This is a genomic window from Marinobacter sp. MBR-105, assembly GCF_053628895.1.
Window position 1 is genome coordinate 36,458 of record NZ_JBRJHG010000002.1, and the last position, 15,867, is coordinate 52,324.

Consider the following 15,867-nt stretch of genomic DNA (forward strand, 5'->3'; position numbering starts at 1 on the left):
CTGATGCAACGCCGCGCTGATTTGTCATTCCAATTCTTCCAATATTTGCTCAAATCGCCGAGCAACGTGTTGGTTTGAGCATGCTCTTCTGATTTCTTTCGTTTTTTCTAATTTTTCGCATACCGAAAGAGTCCTCGACTTGTCTGCCTGCAAGATCTCTAAAGACAGAGGCGCTCCGGAGTTGCTATAAAAAACATTGCGATTATATCCTGCGCCATAGCCACCAGGCTCACCGATATAACATAGACATAGCCAAGAACAGTAATCTTCTAATAGATCTTGTGGGCAGTACTTTAATCCACCAACTTCTTTCAAATTTCGTAACAATTCACCATGAGCACTATATTTTGCCCAGTGGTAACCAACTGACTCCATCTGCCCCAAAAACTCTCTAAAAAAGGCATTAATTTGTGCCTTTTTCAGGTAAGGAAATGTACCAGCGGCATGACAGACTCTTACTAAAGCGTGATCGGGAATTCCTCTGGCAATTTTTTCGACATGCTTTCTTGCAGCGTCAAGCAGTACTTCTTTTGAAGTGTATTCGCGCAGTGAGTGAAGTGCGTTATAGCAATTTTGACGCACGATATCAGGCTGCTCCTTGTCCAAAGCTTTTCCTATTAAAAATTTATATATTTCCGATTGCCTGGGAACAGGTGCATGCTTGTAATCTTCAATAATTTCATCACCAACTACAGATGGGTCTGGATTCTCAACAACATCTTTTATGTCGGTAAGTTTTAGCAAATGGACTGGATCTTTTGCTAAAACCACATCAATACAAGTTTTAAACATGTACACACAATCTTCGACTCCAGCCTCATAAACATCATCTTCATGCTCTAAATCTTTTCTAATATCATATGCCCTTGTAATTCTACGATATTCCGGCCTTGACAGAAGTCCCATTCGGTATGCTAGATCGATAGTTCTTGAGACAGAATAGTTCTCTATGTCCTCATGTTTTGACACCGGCGGAAGGCGATGCTGTTTAGCGGCTTCTTCAGCAATATCTAATCCGGCCACAACAATTTTTTCTTTCAGATCGTGTATCGCTGCATTAAAAATTCTTTGGCATGCGCTGCTTGGATCAGCTTTTAAAAGCCTAGTAACTCTCTGGATAAGATTCTTAGCTTTCCATTCGGGACGAATATCCTGAAGTAAGTTAGGCACGCCAGCCGCTTCAACTATTTCCGTGTTTGGGGCAGGGATAATTTCATTTTCAGCCATTGTATCTCTCTACGTTCAACATCAATTGGTCCGCACGTTTAGTTATAGCAGTCACCTGACGGCTATGAACAATTCAACTTCAATCCTTGATACATGAACCTTTTCATATTAATTCAGAATCTTACCCAAAAGTGCCAGGCCTTTGTCATCATCTGGCAACTTCTCTATCCCAATGGCGAAGCCCCCGGCACTTGGGGAATGCCTTGCACCCAAAAAACTCCTTCCCGATCTTCTCTCCGCGCTTCACCGTGCGCTTTACCATCTCACCCTGGCACTTCGGGCACCGTGGCTCACTGCTTTTCTTCGCCGCAATTTCCTTCACATGCGCCACGTGCTCCCGCTGAGTTCTGAACGTAGCCGCCAGCCGCCCGGATTCAATAGCTTCGATCACTTTCTGAACCTCATCATCCGACAGCCGCTGATCGATTTGGGCTTTGATAAAGCGGACATACCCACCACCGTGGGTCACGTTCTCCGGCATGGGCGTTTTAAATGTGGAATCACCCACAAAGACCACTACCGAAAATACCTGTTCATCACTCAGGCCCAACAGGCTTTGCAGTGTCTTCACGTGTTTGTAGTTCTGGTGCAGCGGGTTCTGGAATTTCTGCGAGTGCTTGAAGATCTTCTGCGTCCAATACCGCTGTTTTGCGTTACCGAAGATCCAGCCCTTCATATTCTTGGTTTCCACCACAAACACGCCATACCGGGAGACTATGATGTGGTCGATCTGAGTGGTGCCGTCTTCGGTGGGCAAGGTGACGTTTTTGATGAGGTGGTAACGGGTTTTATCAAGAAACAGCTTTGCGGCGATGTTGACCATGGCTTCGCCGGCCTTGCCTTTGAACCAGGGTGTTCTCAGAATGGGTAACAGGATGAACAGCGGTACGAAATACCAGACTTGATTCGGTAGAGAGTACAGGAGGGTGTTGAATAGCTGGCCGAAGTCCATCGGTTTTCCTTAACAGCTGTCAATCCGTTTCTTATAACTACACACTAACCTACTCTTCAGTAAACTTCCCATACCGTCAAGGTCAAATTTTGTAAACCATATACTGAAAAAGCCGCGCGGTTTCCCGGGCGGCTTTTTCGTTTCTGGAGGACTTACGGTATCAAGCAGCAGCCAGGTACGCCCCCGCCACAGCCAACACACCCCCAACCCCCCGACTAAACCGGCTATCCGCCTTCAACATCAAACTACCCAGCCCACGCCCAACCAGCGTGATGGCCAGCGTGGCGAAGGAGAAGCCTGCCAGGTAAGCCGCCAACGTAGCGCCTTCGGGCATTTCCGCCCCATGCGCGAAGCCGTGAAACAGCATGAACGCACCAACCAGGGTGCCACCCACGGCGGTGGGCAGTTTGGCCAGGGTGGCGATCAGGATACCGGCCACCAATACCGAGAAGGTGATGCCAGTTTCCACGCCCGGCAGGCTCAGGCCGCCCCAGGCCAGGGCGGCGCCGAATATCATGCCACCGATGACGAAGGCGGGGGTGGCGTTTTTCATGAGTTTGCTCTGGCGCACGCTCCAGAAGCCAATGGCGGCCATGGCCAGCAGGTGGTCCAGGCCCAGCATGGGGTGCAGCAGGCCGCTGGTGAAGCCGCCTTCGGTGTGGCCGGGGTGGGCCATGGCGGTGGCGGAGGCGGTCAGCAGCGCAGCGGTGGCGAGAAGTCTTGAAGTCAGTTTCATGGTGTTGCTCCTGGTGGTTCTGTAATCGTATTGGTTCGTTTGCTCAGGCCATTTCGGCCAGTTTTTCAGGACGCCTTTCAGGCAGCATGCCGCGCTCCAGAATGAAGCTGATGATGGTGTCCAGCCCTACCCCGTCGTACAGGTTGGTGAACACGAAGGGGCGTTCGCCGCGCATCTTTTTGCTGTCCCGCTCCATTACGTCCAGGGAGGCGTGTACCTGTTCGGCAATGTCGATCTTGTTGATGATCAGCAGGTCGGACTTGGTGATGCCGGGGCCGCCTTTGCGGGGGATCTTGTCGCCGGCAGACACGTCGATCACGTACAAGGTGAGGTCGCTCAGTTCCGGGCTGAAGGTGGCGGAAAGGTTGTCGCCGCCGGATTCCACCAGCACCAGTTCCAGGCCGGGGTGACGGCTTTGCAGGTCGTCGATGGCGGCCAGGTTCATGGAGGCATCCTCGCGTATCGCTGTATGGGGACAGCCGCCGGTTTCCACGCCCAGAATGCGGTCTGCGGCCAGGGCTTCGTGGCGCAGCAGGAAGTCGGCGTCTTCCCGGGTGTAGATGTCGTTGGTGACCACGGCGATGTCGTAGTGGTCCCGCAGGGCTGTGCATAGCTGGCGCAGCAATGCGGTTTTACCAGACCCGACCGGGCCGCCGACGCCTACTCTCAGACAATGTGTCATGGCTGTATCTCCTTGATGTTTATATTCAGCTTCTGAAAAGCCGTGAATACTGGGTTTCATGCAGGGCACTGCCGAGCGCGAGGCCCGGCAGGATGGGCCCGAGTTCGTGGTCTTGCCGTGCCAGCGCCTGGTCGGTGGCAATCACCAGTGCCGGGCGCAGTTGTTCGATAATCCGTTGGGCGGCGGTGTGGCCCAGGGGCAAGGCTTTGCAGGCCACCGCCAGCTGGTTTTCCAGCCAGGCCCAGGCAAAGCCCAGCAGGGTTTGCCGCACCGGAACCCGGCGCACCTGGGCGGCCCAGGCAAACAGGGTGATGTAGCCGGACTCGGCCGGAATCAGGGTTTGGTCCGGTAACAGGTTGAGGTTGCCCAGCAGGGTTTTCAGGGCACCGCCCAGGCGGGTGTCTTCGTCGCTCAGTTCGGCGGTTTCCCGGGTGGCGTGCAGCCACTGGTTCCAGTGCGCGATGGTGGCGCCGTCGTCGTTCGCCCAGGCGGTTTGCAGCCGGGCCAGTAATGGCAACTCGCACCGGCTGAGGCCGTCTTCCAGCACGCCTTCAATCCACTGGGCCAGTTCCGCTTCGTTGTTCACCCAGCCCAGTTCAAAGGCGCTTTCCAGGCCCTGAGACCAGGCAAAGGCGCCGATGGGCAAAGCCGGGCTGACCAGCTGCATCAGCCCCAGCAAGGCCAGGTCGCCGCCGGGTTCGCCCTCACCGGCCATGGCTGCCGGCTCAGTGGGTGTGTTTGTGGTCGTGAGCATGGGTATGTCCAGCAGCGTGAGTGTGGTCATGGCTTTCACCGTGCGAATGCGCGTGGGAATGGCCATGGCTATGACCGTGCGAATGGCCCTGCCCGGCCTGGTTATAGGCGCCTGGTTCCGGGTCGAAGGTGGCGGTGTGGTGCACCACGGTGGCGCCCAGGCGTTCGGCCAGTTCTTCCAGTACGTGGTCGGGCGGGAAGCGCACCCACCCCATGCGCTCGTCTTCACCGATCGCACCGCCGGAGCCAATTTGGAGGGAAACGTGCCGGTTGCCCAGGTGGTAACACAAGCGCGCCAGCGGCAGGCCGGTTTCTACGCGGGCGGTGACCACCGGCTCTTCCGCGGCGCGAATGCGGATGATCTCGCCGGATTTCGCTTCCAGCAGGTCGCCGTCTCTCAGCACCGGGCCGCGGTCCAGAAACAGGCCCACGTCCAGGTTGGTTTCGGTGGTGGCCCGCAGGCGGCCGCGAATGCGCAGTTCGTAGGGCAGCACCAGGTTGTCGTGGATTTCGCTGGCGTCTACGTGGGTGATGCGTTTAGTCAGTTCCAACATGGTTGTCTCCAGTGTCCGGCTCGGAACAGCTTTAAGCTGTCTCGATTAAAAAAGGTGATAACGCTGGGCCAGGGGCAGCTCGGTCGCCGGCTCGCAGGTGAGCAGTTCGCCGTCGGCGTGCACTTCGTAGGTTTGTGGGTCTACGGTCAGGTGCGGGCAGGCGTCGTTCAGTTTCATGTGCTGTTTACGCACGTCCCGCACGCCTTTGCAGGCAGAGAGCGGGCTGTCCAGGCCCAGTTCCTCACCAATGTTGGCGTCCAGCGCGGCCTGGCTGACGAAGGTCAGGCGGGTGGCACTGGCGGCCTTGCCGAAGGCGCCGAACATGGGGCGGTAATGCACTGGCTGCGGTGTGGGGATAGAGGCATTCGGGTCGCCCATGGGGGCGGCGGCAATCATCCCGCCCTTGAGGATGCAGGCCGGCTTTACGCCGAAGAAGGCCGGGCTCCACAGCACGAGGTCCGCCAGTTTGCCCACTTCAACAGAGCCCACATCATGGGCGATGCCGTGGGTGATGGCGGAGTTGATGGTGTACTTGGCGATGTAGCGTTTGGCGCGGAAGTTATCGGCGCCGCGCTCCTGGTCTTCCGGCAGCAGGCCTCGCTGCACTTTCATCTTGTGGGCGGTTTGCCAGGTTCGGCAGATTACCTCGCCCACCCGGCCCATGGCCTGGGAGTCGGAGGAGATCATGGAGATCACGCCCATGTCGTGCAGGATGTCTTCCGCCGCGATGGTTTCCCGGCGGATGCGGGAATCGGCGAAGGCGACGTCTTCCGGGATGTTCGGGTCCAGGTGGTGGCACACCATCAGCATGTCCAGGTGTTCGTCGATGGTGTTCACGGTGTAGGGCCGGGTCGGGTTGGTGGACGACGGCAGTACATAGTCTTTGGAGCAGGCGGTGATGATGTCCGGAGCGTGGCCACCGCCGGCGCCTTCGGTGTGGAAGGTGTGAATGCAGCGGCCTTTGAAGGCGGCCAGCGTGTCTTCCACAAAGCCGGATTCGTTCAGGGTGTCGGTGTGGATGGCCACCTGAATGTCGTACTGGTCGGCGACGGTCAGGCAGTTGTCGATGCTGGCCGGGGTGGTGCCCCAGTCTTCGTGCAGTTTGAGGCCGATCACGCCGGCTTTTACCTGCAGCTCCAGCGCCTCCGGCAGGCTGGCGTTGCCCTTGCCCAGGAAGCCGATGTTCATGGGCAGGCTGTCCACGGCCTGCAGCATCTTGCCGATGTGCCAGGGGCCGGGCGTGCAGGTGGTGGCGTTGGTGCCGGTGGCCGGGCCGGTGCCGCCGCCGAGCATGGTGGTCACGCCGCTCATCAGGGCTTCTTCCACCTGCTGGGGACAGATGAAGTGGATGTGGGGGTCGATGCCGCCAGCGGTGAGAATCTTGCCTTCGCCGGCAATGATTTCAGTGCCGGGGCCGATGACGATGGTCACGTCTGGCTGGGTGTCCGGGTTACCGGCCTTGCCGATGGCGGCGATGCGGCCTTTCTGGATGCCTACATCGGCTTTGACGATGCCCCACCAGTCGAGGATAAGGGCGTTGGTGATCACGGTGTCCATCACGGCGTCGTCGCAGCGCTGGCTCTGGCCCATGCCGTCTCGGATGACTTTGCCTCCGCCGAATTTTACTTCGTCGCCGTAGTGGGTATGGTCTTCTTCTACTTCTATCCACAGCTCGGTGTCGCCCAGGCGGACGCGATCCCCAACGGTCGGGCCGTACATGTCGGCGTAGGCTTGTCTGCTGATTTTCATTTCGTGTCCTCCAACGGCCCCATCACTTCCGCCCGGAAGCCATAGATTTCGCGCGTTCCGGCAAACGGAATCAGCGTCACGGATCGGGTCTGGCCGGGCTCGAAACGAATGGCGGTGCCGGCGGCCACGTCCAGGCGGTAGCCGCGGGCCTTGGCGCGGTCGAAGTCCAGGGCGGGGTTGGCTTCGGCGAAGTGGTAGTGGGAGCCGATTTGCACCGGGCGGTCGCCGGTGTTGCCGACGTCCAGCTGGATGCGTTCGCGGCCGGCGCAGAGTTCGATGTCGCCGTCTTTGAGTTGGTATTCACCGGGGATCATGTGTCTGCTCCTTAGACGATGGGATTGTGGACCGTCACGAGTTTCGTTCCGTCCGGGAAGGTGGCTTCCACCTGCACTTCGTGCACCATGTCAGCCACGCCGTCCATCACGTCTTCGCGGGTGAGGATTTCCGTGCCGGCGCTCATCAGTTCGGCCACGGTGCGGCCTTCGCGGGCGCCTTCCATGATTTCGGCGCTGATCAGGGCCACGGCTTCGGGGTAATTCAGTTTCAGGCCTTTGGCTTTGCGGCGTTCGGCCAGCAGGGCGGCGGTGAACAGCAGCAGCTTGTCTTTGTCTCTGGGGGTGAGTTCCATGGATGACTCCGTTGTCTCTTATGCGTCAGGTAAGCCAGATTCTGGGTGTGTGGGCCGGTACGCTGGCGAGCATGGGGCGCAGCAGGTGCCAGGCCTGTTCGCACAGGGCCCAGGCATCGTTGCGTTCGGTCCCCAGGTAGCGCAGGAGCAGCACGCCCCGGCGCCGGGTGACGGCCCAGCGGTTGTGGTCTGGTAACTGTGCTCTCAGCAATTCGATGGCGGCGGCTTCGTCGTCCAGCCCGACCGCCCAGAGGGTGGCCTGTACAGTGGCGCCACCCTGGCCCCAGGGGCCGTTGAACCGGCGGTGTTTCGGGTCCAGCAGCTGGCGCTCCAGCCACAGCGGCTGGCCGTCCAGGCTTAAATGGAAACGCTGTTCCAGTTCGCCGGTGGCAAACGGCAGGTCGCTGGCCGGGCGGCCCAGCGCGAGCACTTCCCAGCCCAGGGTGCGGGCGCCGGCTGCCAGTTCAATGGTGGTGGTTTGCAAACCACGGGAGCCGTCGAAGGCGATGGTTTCCTGGGGCAGGTATTCCAGAATCCCGTCTTTGGCTACCTGCAACCGGGTGTGCTGGCCCCAGGCCACGCCATGGCTGTCGGCCTTGTACAGTTTCGCCGCGGCCGGGGTGGTCAAAAGCGCGTGGCCACCTTCGGCCACAGAGGCGTCGATGCGCAGTTCGTCGCCGCTCACCAGGCCACCCGGGGGATGCAGCAGGTACACATGGCAGCAGCCGGTTTTGCCCTCCGGGTAGAAGGGGCGCTGCACCCGCAGGGGGCCATGGTGGCGCCGGCGCACCAGCCGGGTTACCGGCGCAGGTTCGCTCTCGGCGCGGGCTTCAAACCCCAGTTCCAGGGCCGCCGCCCAGCGCCGTTCGGTGTCGAAACGGTGGCCGGAGGCGTGGCGGTCGATGGCTTGATAGGCGGTCATACGGTCAGGTGCTGTTTGATGAGTTCATCGGTCAGCCCGGCAATGTCGCCTTCGGCCACGCGCCGGCCCCGGTCGAGGATGGCGAAGCGGTCGGCGTATTTGCGGGCGAAGGGCAGTTTCTGTTCCACCAGCAGCACGGTCAGGCCGTCTTCTTCAATCAACCGTCGAATCACCTCGCCAATCTGGGCCACGATGTTGGGCTGAATACCCTCCCCCGGCTCATCGAGGATCAGCAGGCGCGGCTCAATCACCAGCGCCCGGCCAATGGCCAGCTGTTGCTGCTGGCCACCGGAGAGGTCGCCGCCCCGGCGGTGTTTCATTTCTTTCAGCACCGGAAACAGCTCGTATATGCGCTCGGGGATTTGCTTGCTGCCATCGGCCCGCACCGCCAGACCGGTGCGCAGGTTTTCCTCCACGGTCAGCAGCGGGAAGATCTGCCGGCCCTGGGGCACGTAGCCGATGCCCAGGCGGGAGCGGTCTTCGATTTTCTTTTTGGTGAGTTCCACATCCCGGGCAAACTCGATGGAACCGCTTTTCACGGTTTCCTCGCCCATGATGCATTTCATCAGCGTGGTCTTGCCCACGCCGTTGCGGCCCATCACGCAGGTACACTGGCCCTGGGGCACGTCCAGCTCCAGGTCCCAGAGGGTGTGGCTTTCGCCGTAGAACTGGTTGAGCTTTTCAATCTTGAGCATCAGGCCTCCTCCCCCAGATATACCTTGATCACGTCCGGGTCGTTGGAGACCTGGTCCATGGTGCCTTCGGCCAGCACGCTACCCTGGTGCAGTACGGTGACTTTGCGGGCGATGGAGCGCACAAAGCCCATGTCATGTTCCACCACCACCACGGACTGTTTGCCCGCGAGACTGGTGAGCAGTTCAGCGGTGCGTTCCATTTCCTGTTCGGTCATGCCGGCCACGGGTTCGTCCACCAGCAGCAGCCGGGGTTTCTGCATCAGCAGCATGCCGATCTCCAGCCACTGTTTCTGGCCGTGGGAGAGGATGCCGGCGGGCTTGTCGCGCAGCGCCTGCAAACCAATCATTTCCAGGATTTCGTCAATCCGGTCCCGGTATTCCGCGGTCATGATGGCGGTCAGGGTGGGCAGGATGCGTTTGTCGGCGGCCATGGCCAGTTCGAGGTTTTCGAACACAGTCAAAGCCTCGAACACGGTGGGCTTCTGGAACTTGCGGCCAATGCCCAGGGTGGCAATATCCGGCTCGTTCATGCGCAGCAGGTTGTGGCGGCTGCCAAACCACACCGAGCCGGTATCGGGCCGGGTTTTACCGGTGATGATGTCCATCATGGTGGTTTTACCCGCCCCGTTAGGGCCGATGATGCAGCGCAGTTCGCCGTCGTCGATGGTGAGGTTGAGGTTGTTGATGGCCTTGAAGCCATCGAAGCTCACGCTCACGTCTTCCATGTACAGGATCGGGCCGTGGCGCACGTCAACCGGCGAGGCCACGGGGGTGAGAAACTCAAATACCTGATCCCGGTTGGCAAGTTGTTCAAAGATGCTCATGCGGTGGCCTCCTGAGCGCCGGGTTGGTCCTCGTCCTTCTGGCGGCGTTTCTGCAACAGCCCGGCAATGCCCTTGGGCAGGAACACCGTCACCAGCACGAACAGCGCGCCCAGGGCGAACAGCCAGGCGTCCGGCATGATGCCGGTGAACACGGTCTTGGCGTAGTTCACCAGCAAGGCGCCGATAACCGCGCCATACAGGGTGGCGCGGCCACCGAGGGCAACCCACACCACGATTTCGATGGAGAACAGCGGCGAGAATTCGCTGGGGTTGATAATGCCCACCTGGGGCACGTACAGCGCGCCGGCCACGCCCGCCAGCATGGCGGAGACCACGAACACGAACAGCTGCACCCGTTCCACCCGGTAGCCGAGGAACCGGGTACGGGCTTCAGCGTCGCGGCAGGCCACGCTGACCCGGCCCAGCTTGCTGGTCACAATGGCACGGCACACGACATAGCCCACTGCCAGCGCGATGCCGGTTGCCAGGAACAGGCCAAGCCGGGTGGCATCGCTGCGCAGGTCGAAGCCGAGGATGTCTTTGAAGTCGGTCAGGCCGTTGTTGCCACCGAAGCCCATCTCGTTACGGAAGAATGCCAGCATCAACGCAAAGGTCAGCGCCTGGGTGATGATGGACAGGTACACGCCGGTTACCCGGGAGCGGAAAGCCAGGAAGCCGAACACCAGCGCCAACAGGCCCGGGGCCAGCAGCACCATGATGAAGGCGAACCAGGCCATGTCGAAGCCCTGCCAGTACCAGGGCAGCTCCTGCCAGTTCAGGAACACCATGAAGTCTGGCAATACAGGATCGCCATACACGCCGCGATCCCCAATCTGGCGCATCAGGTACATGCCCATGGCGTAGCCGCCGAGGGCAAAGAAGGCGCCATGGCCCAGGCTGAGAATGCCCAGATATCCCCACACCAGGTCCACTGCCACCGCCAGCAGCGCGTAACAGAGGTATTTGCCCAGCAGGGTAACGGTGTAGGCGCTTACGTGCAGGGCACTGTCTTCCGGCATAAACAGGTGCAGGAAGGTAACCACCACCAGGGCGGCGAACAGCACACCGAGGAAAAGCTGGGTGGAACGCTCCTGGAAGGGCCGGAGCAGCCAGGTTTGTGATGTCGCCATAACTCAGCCCTCCGCCGCACGGCCTTTCTGCGGGAATAGCCCGCGTGGCCGCTTTTGAATAAACAGGATGATCAGCACCAGCACCATGATTTTGGCGAGGACCGCCCCCGCCCAGGGTTCCAGCAGCTGGTTGATGGTGCCCAGGGAAAGCCCGGCAATGAGGGTGCCCCAGAGATTGCCCACGCCACCGAACACCACCACCATGAACGAATCGATGATGTAGTTCTGGCCCAGGTTGGGGCCGACGTTGGTGATCTGCGACAGGGCCACGCCCGCCAGCCCGGCCACGCCGGAGCCCAGGGCGAAGGTCATGATGTCCACTTTGGTGGCTTTGATGCCCATGGAGCGGGCCATGGCCCGGTTCTGGGTAACAGCACGGACTTCCAGCCCCAGGCGGGTCTTGCGCATGATCAGCATCAGCCCGGCGAATACCACCAGGGCAAAGCCGATCACGTACAGGCGGTTCAGGGTGAGAGACAGCGCCTCGTTCACCATGATCGAGCCGCTCATCCACTCGGGCGTAACCACGGTGCGGTTGAGGGGGGAAATCACGGTACGCACCAGTTGCTGAAGAATCAGGCTGATGCCGAAGGTGGCCAGCAGGGTTTCCAGCGGGCGGCCTTTCAGGTACTGGATAACGCTGCGCTCGATGGCGATGCCCGCCAGTGCTGCCACCAGGAAACCGGCCGGGATGGACAGGATCAGGGCCAGGCCGGGCTGGCCCGGGAACAGCTGCTGCATGCCCCAGGTGGTGTAGGCACCGAGCATGATCAGCTCGCCATGGGCCATGTTGATCACGCCCATCACACCAAACGTGATGGCCAGACCAATGGCGGCCAGCACCAGTACCGAGCCGAGAGACAGGCCAAAATACAGGGTCTCGGCAGCGCGGTTGAGTTTCAGTTTCTGTTCAATGCTGGCCAGGGCTTTTTCGGCCGCCGCCGCCAGCGCGGGGTCATCACTGTTCACAGCATTATTCAGGGCGGCACGCACGATCGGGTTCAGGCTGCCGGACAAAGTGGCTACCGCCTCAACATCGCCCTGCTCCACCTGATAAATGGCCAGGGCATTGGTGAGCATGTCACGCACCTGGCCGTTGTCTTCCACCTGCAAACGGGCCTGGAGCTGGGTGGCCAGCGCTTCATTCACTTCGCCCAGCAGATTGCGCGCAGCATCGAGGCGTTGGCCTGGGTCGGCCACGGTCAGGTCGATCACCGAGAGGATGCCCTCGATGTCGGCCCGCAGGGCGTTGTTCACCCGCAGGCTTTGCAGATCCCGGCGCGACATTTCACCCAGGTCTTCGCCGGTCAGGGCGTCGGCGATCTGCCAGTTACGGCCCCGGTTATTAACCACAATTACCAGGGCACCGGTGTCTTCAATCATCGCGAGTTTGCCGTCGCGAACGGCTTCCAGCCAGCCCCGGGCGCGTTCATCGCCGGTTTCGGAGAGGGCTTTGAGTAAGTCGGTTTTTTCAGCTTGCCCGGCTTCTACGAGCCGTTTCAGCAGCGCTTCGGGCGCATTCGTCTGCGCTTGGGCATTCGCCAGTGTGGCCCCTAGGGCCAGACAGACAGCCAATACCATCCTGGCGAGCAATCGGTGAATGCTCATGATTCATTCCTGTTGGCTTGGGAATTCGGGAGCGGTGCCGGGCAGGCTCAGGCCTGCCCGGCTGTGCCCGGTTGGAGCTTAGTTGGAGGCCACGTCAGCCGAGCCACCACCGCACTTGCCGGTGACCACGTTGAAGTTGCCGCAGCGCAGAGGCGCTCGCCAGTCACTGATCAGGTCCTTGGAACCTGGCAGGAAGTCAGACCAGGCATCGCCAGCCACGGTAGACGGGGTTTCCCAGACCACGGAGAACTGGCCGTTGTCCTGGATCTCTCCAATCAGCACCGGCTTGGTGATGTGATGGTTCGGCATCATGGTGGCGTATCCGCCGGTGAGGTTCGGTACGCTCACACCGATGATGGCGTCTTTCACTTCATCCACGTCGGTGGTGCCGGCTTTCTTCACCGCTTCAACGTACATGTTGAAACCGATGTAGTGGGCTTCCATCGGGTCGTTGGTCACGGCGGCATCGTCGCCCTTGTAGGCAACCCAGGCGTCGATGAAGTCGTAGTTGGCGTCGTTATCCACGCTCATGAAGTAGTTCCAGGCAGCCAGGTGGCCAACCAGCGGAGCGGTGTCGATGCCGGAGAGTTCCTGTTCACCCACGGAGAACGCAACCACGGGAATGTCGGTGGCGGAAATGCCCTGGTTGCCCAGTTCACGGTAGAAGGGCACGTTGGCGTCGCCATTGATGGTGGAAACCACGGCGGTCTTCTTGCCGGCGCTGCCGAACTTCTTGATGTCAGACACGATGGTCTGCCAGTCAGAGTGGCCGAAAGGCGTGTAGTTGATCATGATGTCGCCGGCGGCCACGCCTTTGTCTTTCAGGTAGGTTTCCAGAATCTTGTTGGTGGTGCGCGGGTAAACGTAATCCGTGCCCGCCAGAACCCAGCGCTCAACCCCCAGGTCGTTCATCAGGTAATCCACCGCGGGAATCGCCTGCTGGTTGGGCGCCGCACCGGTGTAGAACACGTTTTCAGACGATTCCTCGCCTTCGTACTGAACCGGGTAGAACAGCAGGCCATTCAGTTCCTCTACCACCGGCAGAACGGATTTACGGGACACCGAGGTCCAGTTACCGAAGATAACGTCGACCTTTTCTTTCTCCAGCAGCTCACGGGCTTTCTCGGCGAACAGCGGCCAGTTGGAAGCCGGATCAACCACCACCGGCTCGAGCTGGCGGCCAAGTACGCCACCGGCTTCGTTCTGCTTTTCGATCAGCATCAGCATGGTGTCTTTCAGTGCGGTTTCACTGATGGCCATGGTGCCGGACAGGGAATGGAGAATACCCACCTTGATGGGATCTTCGGCGGCAACAGAATTCAAAGAGACAGACAGCGCCAATGCAGAGAGGCCCAGTTTCACGTGTTTTTTGATGCTCATGTTGTGCGTCCTTTTCGTTGGTTTTGGGTCGTCAAACGCAAACAGCCAATTGCATTCGCCGTTCCAACAACCAAAAAAGCACTTACAAAACATAATGTTAAATAACAAGAAACATGCCCGGACCGGCTCTGCAATGAATTGGTGCGCCGTTTCAGGCCTCAATCCGGTGCCTCGGCCAACCCGCCGCCCTCAATTGGTGCAGAGCAGGCAAATCCCACTGCACCATCTGGTAGCGCGCTGATTTTCAGGCAATAAATTGCCCGAAAAAACACCCTGAAAACAATGAATTCCGGTCCAGCTTAACACTCACAGTGGTGTGGGATATCTCGCACAAACCGTCTGGCGGATGTCCGGTTTCCCGAAATTTTATCTTCCGTAGACTAAATAATGTCAGGGATGACAAGCCAGCATGGACGTTGGCTTACGGATAACAACTCCACGGATTCGGAGTTGCCTGCTGGATAAGGGCTACAGGGATGACTGCAAGGATGAAGCGCACAGGATGATGCGCAGCCTGATGGATCAGGCAGGGGTCAGCCACGGAATTTGGGGACTACACGGACAGTAGTCCCTTTCCGTGCACTAACCCTCCCTCGCACCCACGTCCCCCTTTTATTCTGCACCGTTTCGAATCACCAACACTCTCAATGGGTTGTCGTGCCTGACTGTTCATAACAACGTTATTACAATCAGGAGATCACCAATGAAACCAACCTCATTTCTGGCCACCCTTGTTCTGTTTTTCAGCCTGATCACTGGCTCTGCCGCCTTCGCCAGCGAGCAGCCCGCCGTGAACATCAACACCGCAGATGTAGCCACTCTGGCGTCTCTGAGCGGTGTCGGTGAGAGCAAAGCCCAGGCCATTATTGACTACCGCGAAGCTAACGGCCCCTTTGCCAGCATTGAAGCACTGGCCGATGTGAAGGGTATTGGCGCGCGTACGGTTGAAAAGAACGCCGACCGCCTCGCCGTGAAATAAGCCCCGGGGCAGCCTCGCTGCCCCTCTCCTTTCCCTTATGGCGCCACGCACTTACCGCTGATACCCTTGCCTGTTTGTTTCTCCAACCGGCAGTTTGTCATGATCCACGGAGCACTTCTTATTGCCCTGGCCTCTTTGCTCTGGGCCACTACAGGGATTGTCGCCAAGTTTCTGTTCAACGGTACGGAACTGGAGGCCATCACCCTCGGTTTTTTACGCCTGGTGGTTGCGCTGCCATTCTTCTGGCTACTGATGCGGCGCGAGCAGCGGCAGCTGGTGGCCCGCAATCCCGGCCAGACGGTACCCGGTAGCTCTTTGCGTTCGCTCAGCGGCAAGGCCATGCTCACCCTCACCGCCCTGGGGCTGTTCCAGGCGTTCTATCAGGGCAGCTATCTGCTGGCGGTGGATCTGACCGGGGCTGGCATTGCCACCCTGATATCCCTGTGCCTGCCACCGGTACTGGTGGCTATTCTGGCTGCCCCATTGCTGGGCGAGAAACCAGGGCTGCTTACTATCCTGGCCGCGATTGCCGCGATTCTGGGCACGGGCATGCTGGTAGTCAGTGACATGGACACCGCCGGCACCCTGCGACTGGCAGGCATTCTGATGGCGCTGCTGGCGGCGGCGGTATACACCGGCTTTACCCTGACCAGCCGCTACAACTCAACGGGCACACCGGTGTTTACCACCGCCTTTATCTGCTTTGGTACCGCCGCACTGCTGCTGTTGCCCGTGGTGGCCATGAGCGGCGGCTTTGCGGGGCTGGAGACGATGGGGCTAAAGCACTGGCTGATGGTGCTTTACATCGGCGTGGTGCCCACCTGCATTGGCTATCTGCTGTTTTTTACCGGGATGAAATCCACGCCGGCGACGGTATCCAGCATTGTCGTCGTGCTCGAACCTTTGTTTATTGCCTTGCTGGCCTGGCTGATTCTGGGAGAGGAACTGGGGCAGATTGGCGTTGCGGGCGCATTCATTCTGACGGTGGCGGTGATTGTCGCCTCGCGCTATGGCAAGGCGCCCGGCGCCAGCCAGGAAAGCTGAACGC

Annotated in this window: 17 protein-coding genes; 2 read left to right on the plus strand and 15 right to left on the minus strand. The window is 59.5% G+C overall.

What is annotated here, in order from left to right:
* Positions 1-24 precede the first annotated feature (24 nt).
* The 15 genes from ACSSVV_RS03155 to urtA form a co-directional block, all read right to left on the minus strand.
* A complete protein-coding gene (locus ACSSVV_RS03155; protein ID WP_454105561.1) occupies positions 25-1,227 on the minus strand; it encodes a hypothetical protein in 1,203 nt (400 codons plus the stop codon).
* Positions 1,228-1,375: 148 nt separating this feature from the next.
* Positions 1,376-2,179, minus strand: a complete 804-nt coding sequence (locus tag ACSSVV_RS03160; protein ID WP_454105562.1) for an NERD domain-containing protein — start codon at positions 2,177-2,179, stop codon at positions 1,376-1,378.
* A gap of 160 nt (positions 2,180-2,339) precedes the next feature.
* Positions 2,340-2,915 carry a HupE/UreJ family protein gene (locus tag ACSSVV_RS03165; RefSeq protein WP_454105563.1) on the minus strand — a complete coding sequence of 192 codons (576 nt, stop codon included), beginning with the start codon at positions 2,913-2,915 and terminating at the stop codon, positions 2,340-2,342.
* 43 nt (positions 2,916-2,958) lie between these two features.
* Positions 2,959-3,597: an urease accessory protein UreG gene (gene ureG, locus ACSSVV_RS03170; protein ID WP_011786432.1), complete on the minus strand. Its 639-nt coding sequence runs from the start codon at positions 3,595-3,597 to the stop codon at positions 2,959-2,961.
* A 25-nt stretch (positions 3,598-3,622) separates the two neighbouring features.
* Positions 3,623-4,351 (minus strand): urease accessory protein UreF, encoded by a 729-nt coding sequence (locus ACSSVV_RS03175; RefSeq protein WP_036149802.1) that lies wholly within the window; start codon positions 4,349-4,351, stop codon positions 3,623-3,625.
* Positions 4,323-4,904, minus strand: coding sequence for an urease accessory protein UreE (gene ureE / locus ACSSVV_RS03180; RefSeq protein WP_022992780.1), 582 nt, complete (start codon positions 4,902-4,904; stop codon positions 4,323-4,325). The genes ACSSVV_RS03175 and ureE overlap by 29 nt, the downstream gene beginning before the upstream one ends.
* A 45-nt stretch (positions 4,905-4,949) precedes the next feature.
* Positions 4,950-6,653, minus strand: a complete 1,704-nt coding sequence (gene ureC, locus ACSSVV_RS03185) for an urease subunit alpha (RefSeq protein ID WP_014422374.1) — start codon at positions 6,651-6,653, stop codon at positions 4,950-4,952.
* The gene (locus tag ACSSVV_RS03190) at positions 6,650-6,967 is read right to left on the minus strand and encodes an urease subunit beta (protein WP_014422375.1); all 318 of its coding nucleotides are present in this window, start codon (positions 6,965-6,967) and stop codon (positions 6,650-6,652) included. The genes ureC and ACSSVV_RS03190 overlap by 4 nt, the downstream gene beginning before the upstream one ends.
* Positions 6,968-6,978: 11 nt before the next feature.
* Positions 6,979-7,281 (minus strand): urease subunit gamma, encoded by a 303-nt coding sequence (gene ureA, locus ACSSVV_RS03195; RefSeq protein WP_022992779.1) that lies wholly within the window; start codon positions 7,279-7,281, stop codon positions 6,979-6,981.
* A 25-nt stretch (positions 7,282-7,306) separates the two neighbouring features.
* Positions 7,307-8,203 (minus strand): urease accessory protein UreD, encoded by an 897-nt coding sequence (locus ACSSVV_RS03200; protein ID WP_222533868.1) that lies wholly within the window; start codon positions 8,201-8,203, stop codon positions 7,307-7,309.
* Positions 8,200-8,898 (minus strand): urea ABC transporter ATP-binding subunit UrtE, encoded by a 699-nt coding sequence (gene urtE, locus ACSSVV_RS03205; protein WP_011786439.1) that lies wholly within the window; start codon positions 8,896-8,898, stop codon positions 8,200-8,202. Before urtE ends, ACSSVV_RS03200 begins: the two co-directional genes overlap by 4 nt.
* Positions 8,898-9,722 (minus strand): urea ABC transporter ATP-binding protein UrtD, encoded by an 825-nt coding sequence (urtD, locus tag ACSSVV_RS03210; protein ID WP_014422380.1) that lies wholly within the window; start codon positions 9,720-9,722, stop codon positions 8,898-8,900. The genes urtE and urtD overlap by 1 nt, the downstream gene beginning before the upstream one ends.
* Entirely contained in the window at positions 9,719-10,852 is a 1,134-nt protein-coding gene (gene urtC / locus ACSSVV_RS03215; protein WP_114434576.1) for an urea ABC transporter permease subunit UrtC, read from the minus strand. Before urtC ends, urtD begins: the two co-directional genes overlap by 4 nt.
* Positions 10,853-10,855: 3 nt before the next feature.
* A complete protein-coding gene (gene urtB / locus ACSSVV_RS03220) occupies positions 10,856-12,460 on the minus strand; it encodes an urea ABC transporter permease subunit UrtB (protein ID WP_454105564.1) in 1,605 nt (534 codons plus the stop codon).
* Between the two features lie 78 nt (positions 12,461-12,538).
* The gene (urtA, locus tag ACSSVV_RS03225) at positions 12,539-13,840 is read right to left on the minus strand and encodes an urea ABC transporter substrate-binding protein (protein WP_011786443.1); all 1,302 of its coding nucleotides are present in this window, start codon (positions 13,838-13,840) and stop codon (positions 12,539-12,541) included.
* Positions 13,841-14,543: 703 nt separating this feature from the next.
* Here urtA and ACSSVV_RS03230 point away from each other — a divergent pair.
* Positions 14,544-14,819 (plus strand): ComEA family DNA-binding protein, encoded by a 276-nt coding sequence (locus ACSSVV_RS03230; protein ID WP_023008528.1) that lies wholly within the window; start codon positions 14,544-14,546, stop codon positions 14,817-14,819.
* Between the two features lie 99 nt (positions 14,820-14,918).
* Entirely contained in the window at positions 14,919-15,863 is a 945-nt protein-coding gene (locus tag ACSSVV_RS03235) for a DMT family transporter (protein WP_023012197.1), read from the plus strand.
* Positions 15,864-15,867 lie beyond the last annotated feature (4 nt).

What these genes read in the sequence shown, in the direction of transcription:
- ureE (WP_022992780.1), bottom strand. Translation starts at nt 4,904, where the DNA reads ATGTTGGAACTGACTAAACGCATCACCCACGTAGACGCCAGCGAAATC.
- ACSSVV_RS03175 (WP_036149802.1), bottom strand. Translation starts at nt 4,351, where the DNA reads ATGCTCACGACCACAAACACACCCACTGAGCCGGCAGCCATGGCCGGT.
- ACSSVV_RS03160 (WP_454105562.1), bottom strand. Translation starts at nt 2,179, where the DNA reads ATGGACTTCGGCCAGCTATTCAACACCCTCCTGTACTCTCTACCGAAT.
- ACSSVV_RS03190 (WP_014422375.1), bottom strand. Translation starts at nt 6,967, where the DNA reads ATGATCCCCGGTGAATACCAACTCAAAGACGGCGACATCGAACTCTGC.
- ACSSVV_RS03235 (WP_023012197.1), top strand. Translation starts at nt 14,919, where the DNA reads ATGATCCACGGAGCACTTCTTATTGCCCTGGCCTCTTTGCTCTGGGCC.
- ACSSVV_RS03200 (WP_222533868.1), bottom strand. Translation starts at nt 8,203, where the DNA reads ATGACCGCCTATCAAGCCATCGACCGCCACGCCTCCGGCCACCGTTTC.
- ACSSVV_RS03165 (WP_454105563.1), bottom strand. Translation starts at nt 2,915, where the DNA reads ATGAAACTGACTTCAAGACTTCTCGCCACCGCTGCGCTGCTGACCGCC.
- urtB (WP_454105564.1), bottom strand. Translation starts at nt 12,460, where the DNA reads ATGAGCATTCACCGATTGCTCGCCAGGATGGTATTGGCTGTCTGTCTG.
- urtA (WP_011786443.1), bottom strand. Translation starts at nt 13,840, where the DNA reads ATGAGCATCAAAAAACACGTGAAACTGGGCCTCTCTGCATTGGCGCTG.
- ureC (WP_014422374.1), bottom strand. Translation starts at nt 6,653, where the DNA reads ATGAAAATCAGCAGACAAGCCTACGCCGACATGTACGGCCCGACCGTT.
- ACSSVV_RS03155 (WP_454105561.1), bottom strand. Translation starts at nt 1,227, where the DNA reads ATGGCTGAAAATGAAATTATCCCTGCCCCAAACACGGAAATAGTTGAA.
- ACSSVV_RS03230 (WP_023008528.1), top strand. Translation starts at nt 14,544, where the DNA reads ATGAAACCAACCTCATTTCTGGCCACCCTTGTTCTGTTTTTCAGCCTG.
- ureG (WP_011786432.1), bottom strand. Translation starts at nt 3,597, where the DNA reads ATGACACATTGTCTGAGAGTAGGCGTCGGCGGCCCGGTCGGGTCTGGT.
- urtC (WP_114434576.1), bottom strand. Translation starts at nt 10,852, where the DNA reads ATGGCGACATCACAAACCTGGCTGCTCCGGCCCTTCCAGGAGCGTTCC.
- ureA (WP_022992779.1), bottom strand. Translation starts at nt 7,281, where the DNA reads ATGGAACTCACCCCCAGAGACAAAGACAAGCTGCTGCTGTTCACCGCC.
- urtE (WP_011786439.1), bottom strand. Translation starts at nt 8,898, where the DNA reads ATGCTCAAGATTGAAAAGCTCAACCAGTTCTACGGCGAAAGCCACACC.
- urtD (WP_014422380.1), bottom strand. Translation starts at nt 9,722, where the DNA reads ATGAGCATCTTTGAACAACTTGCCAACCGGGATCAGGTATTTGAGTTT.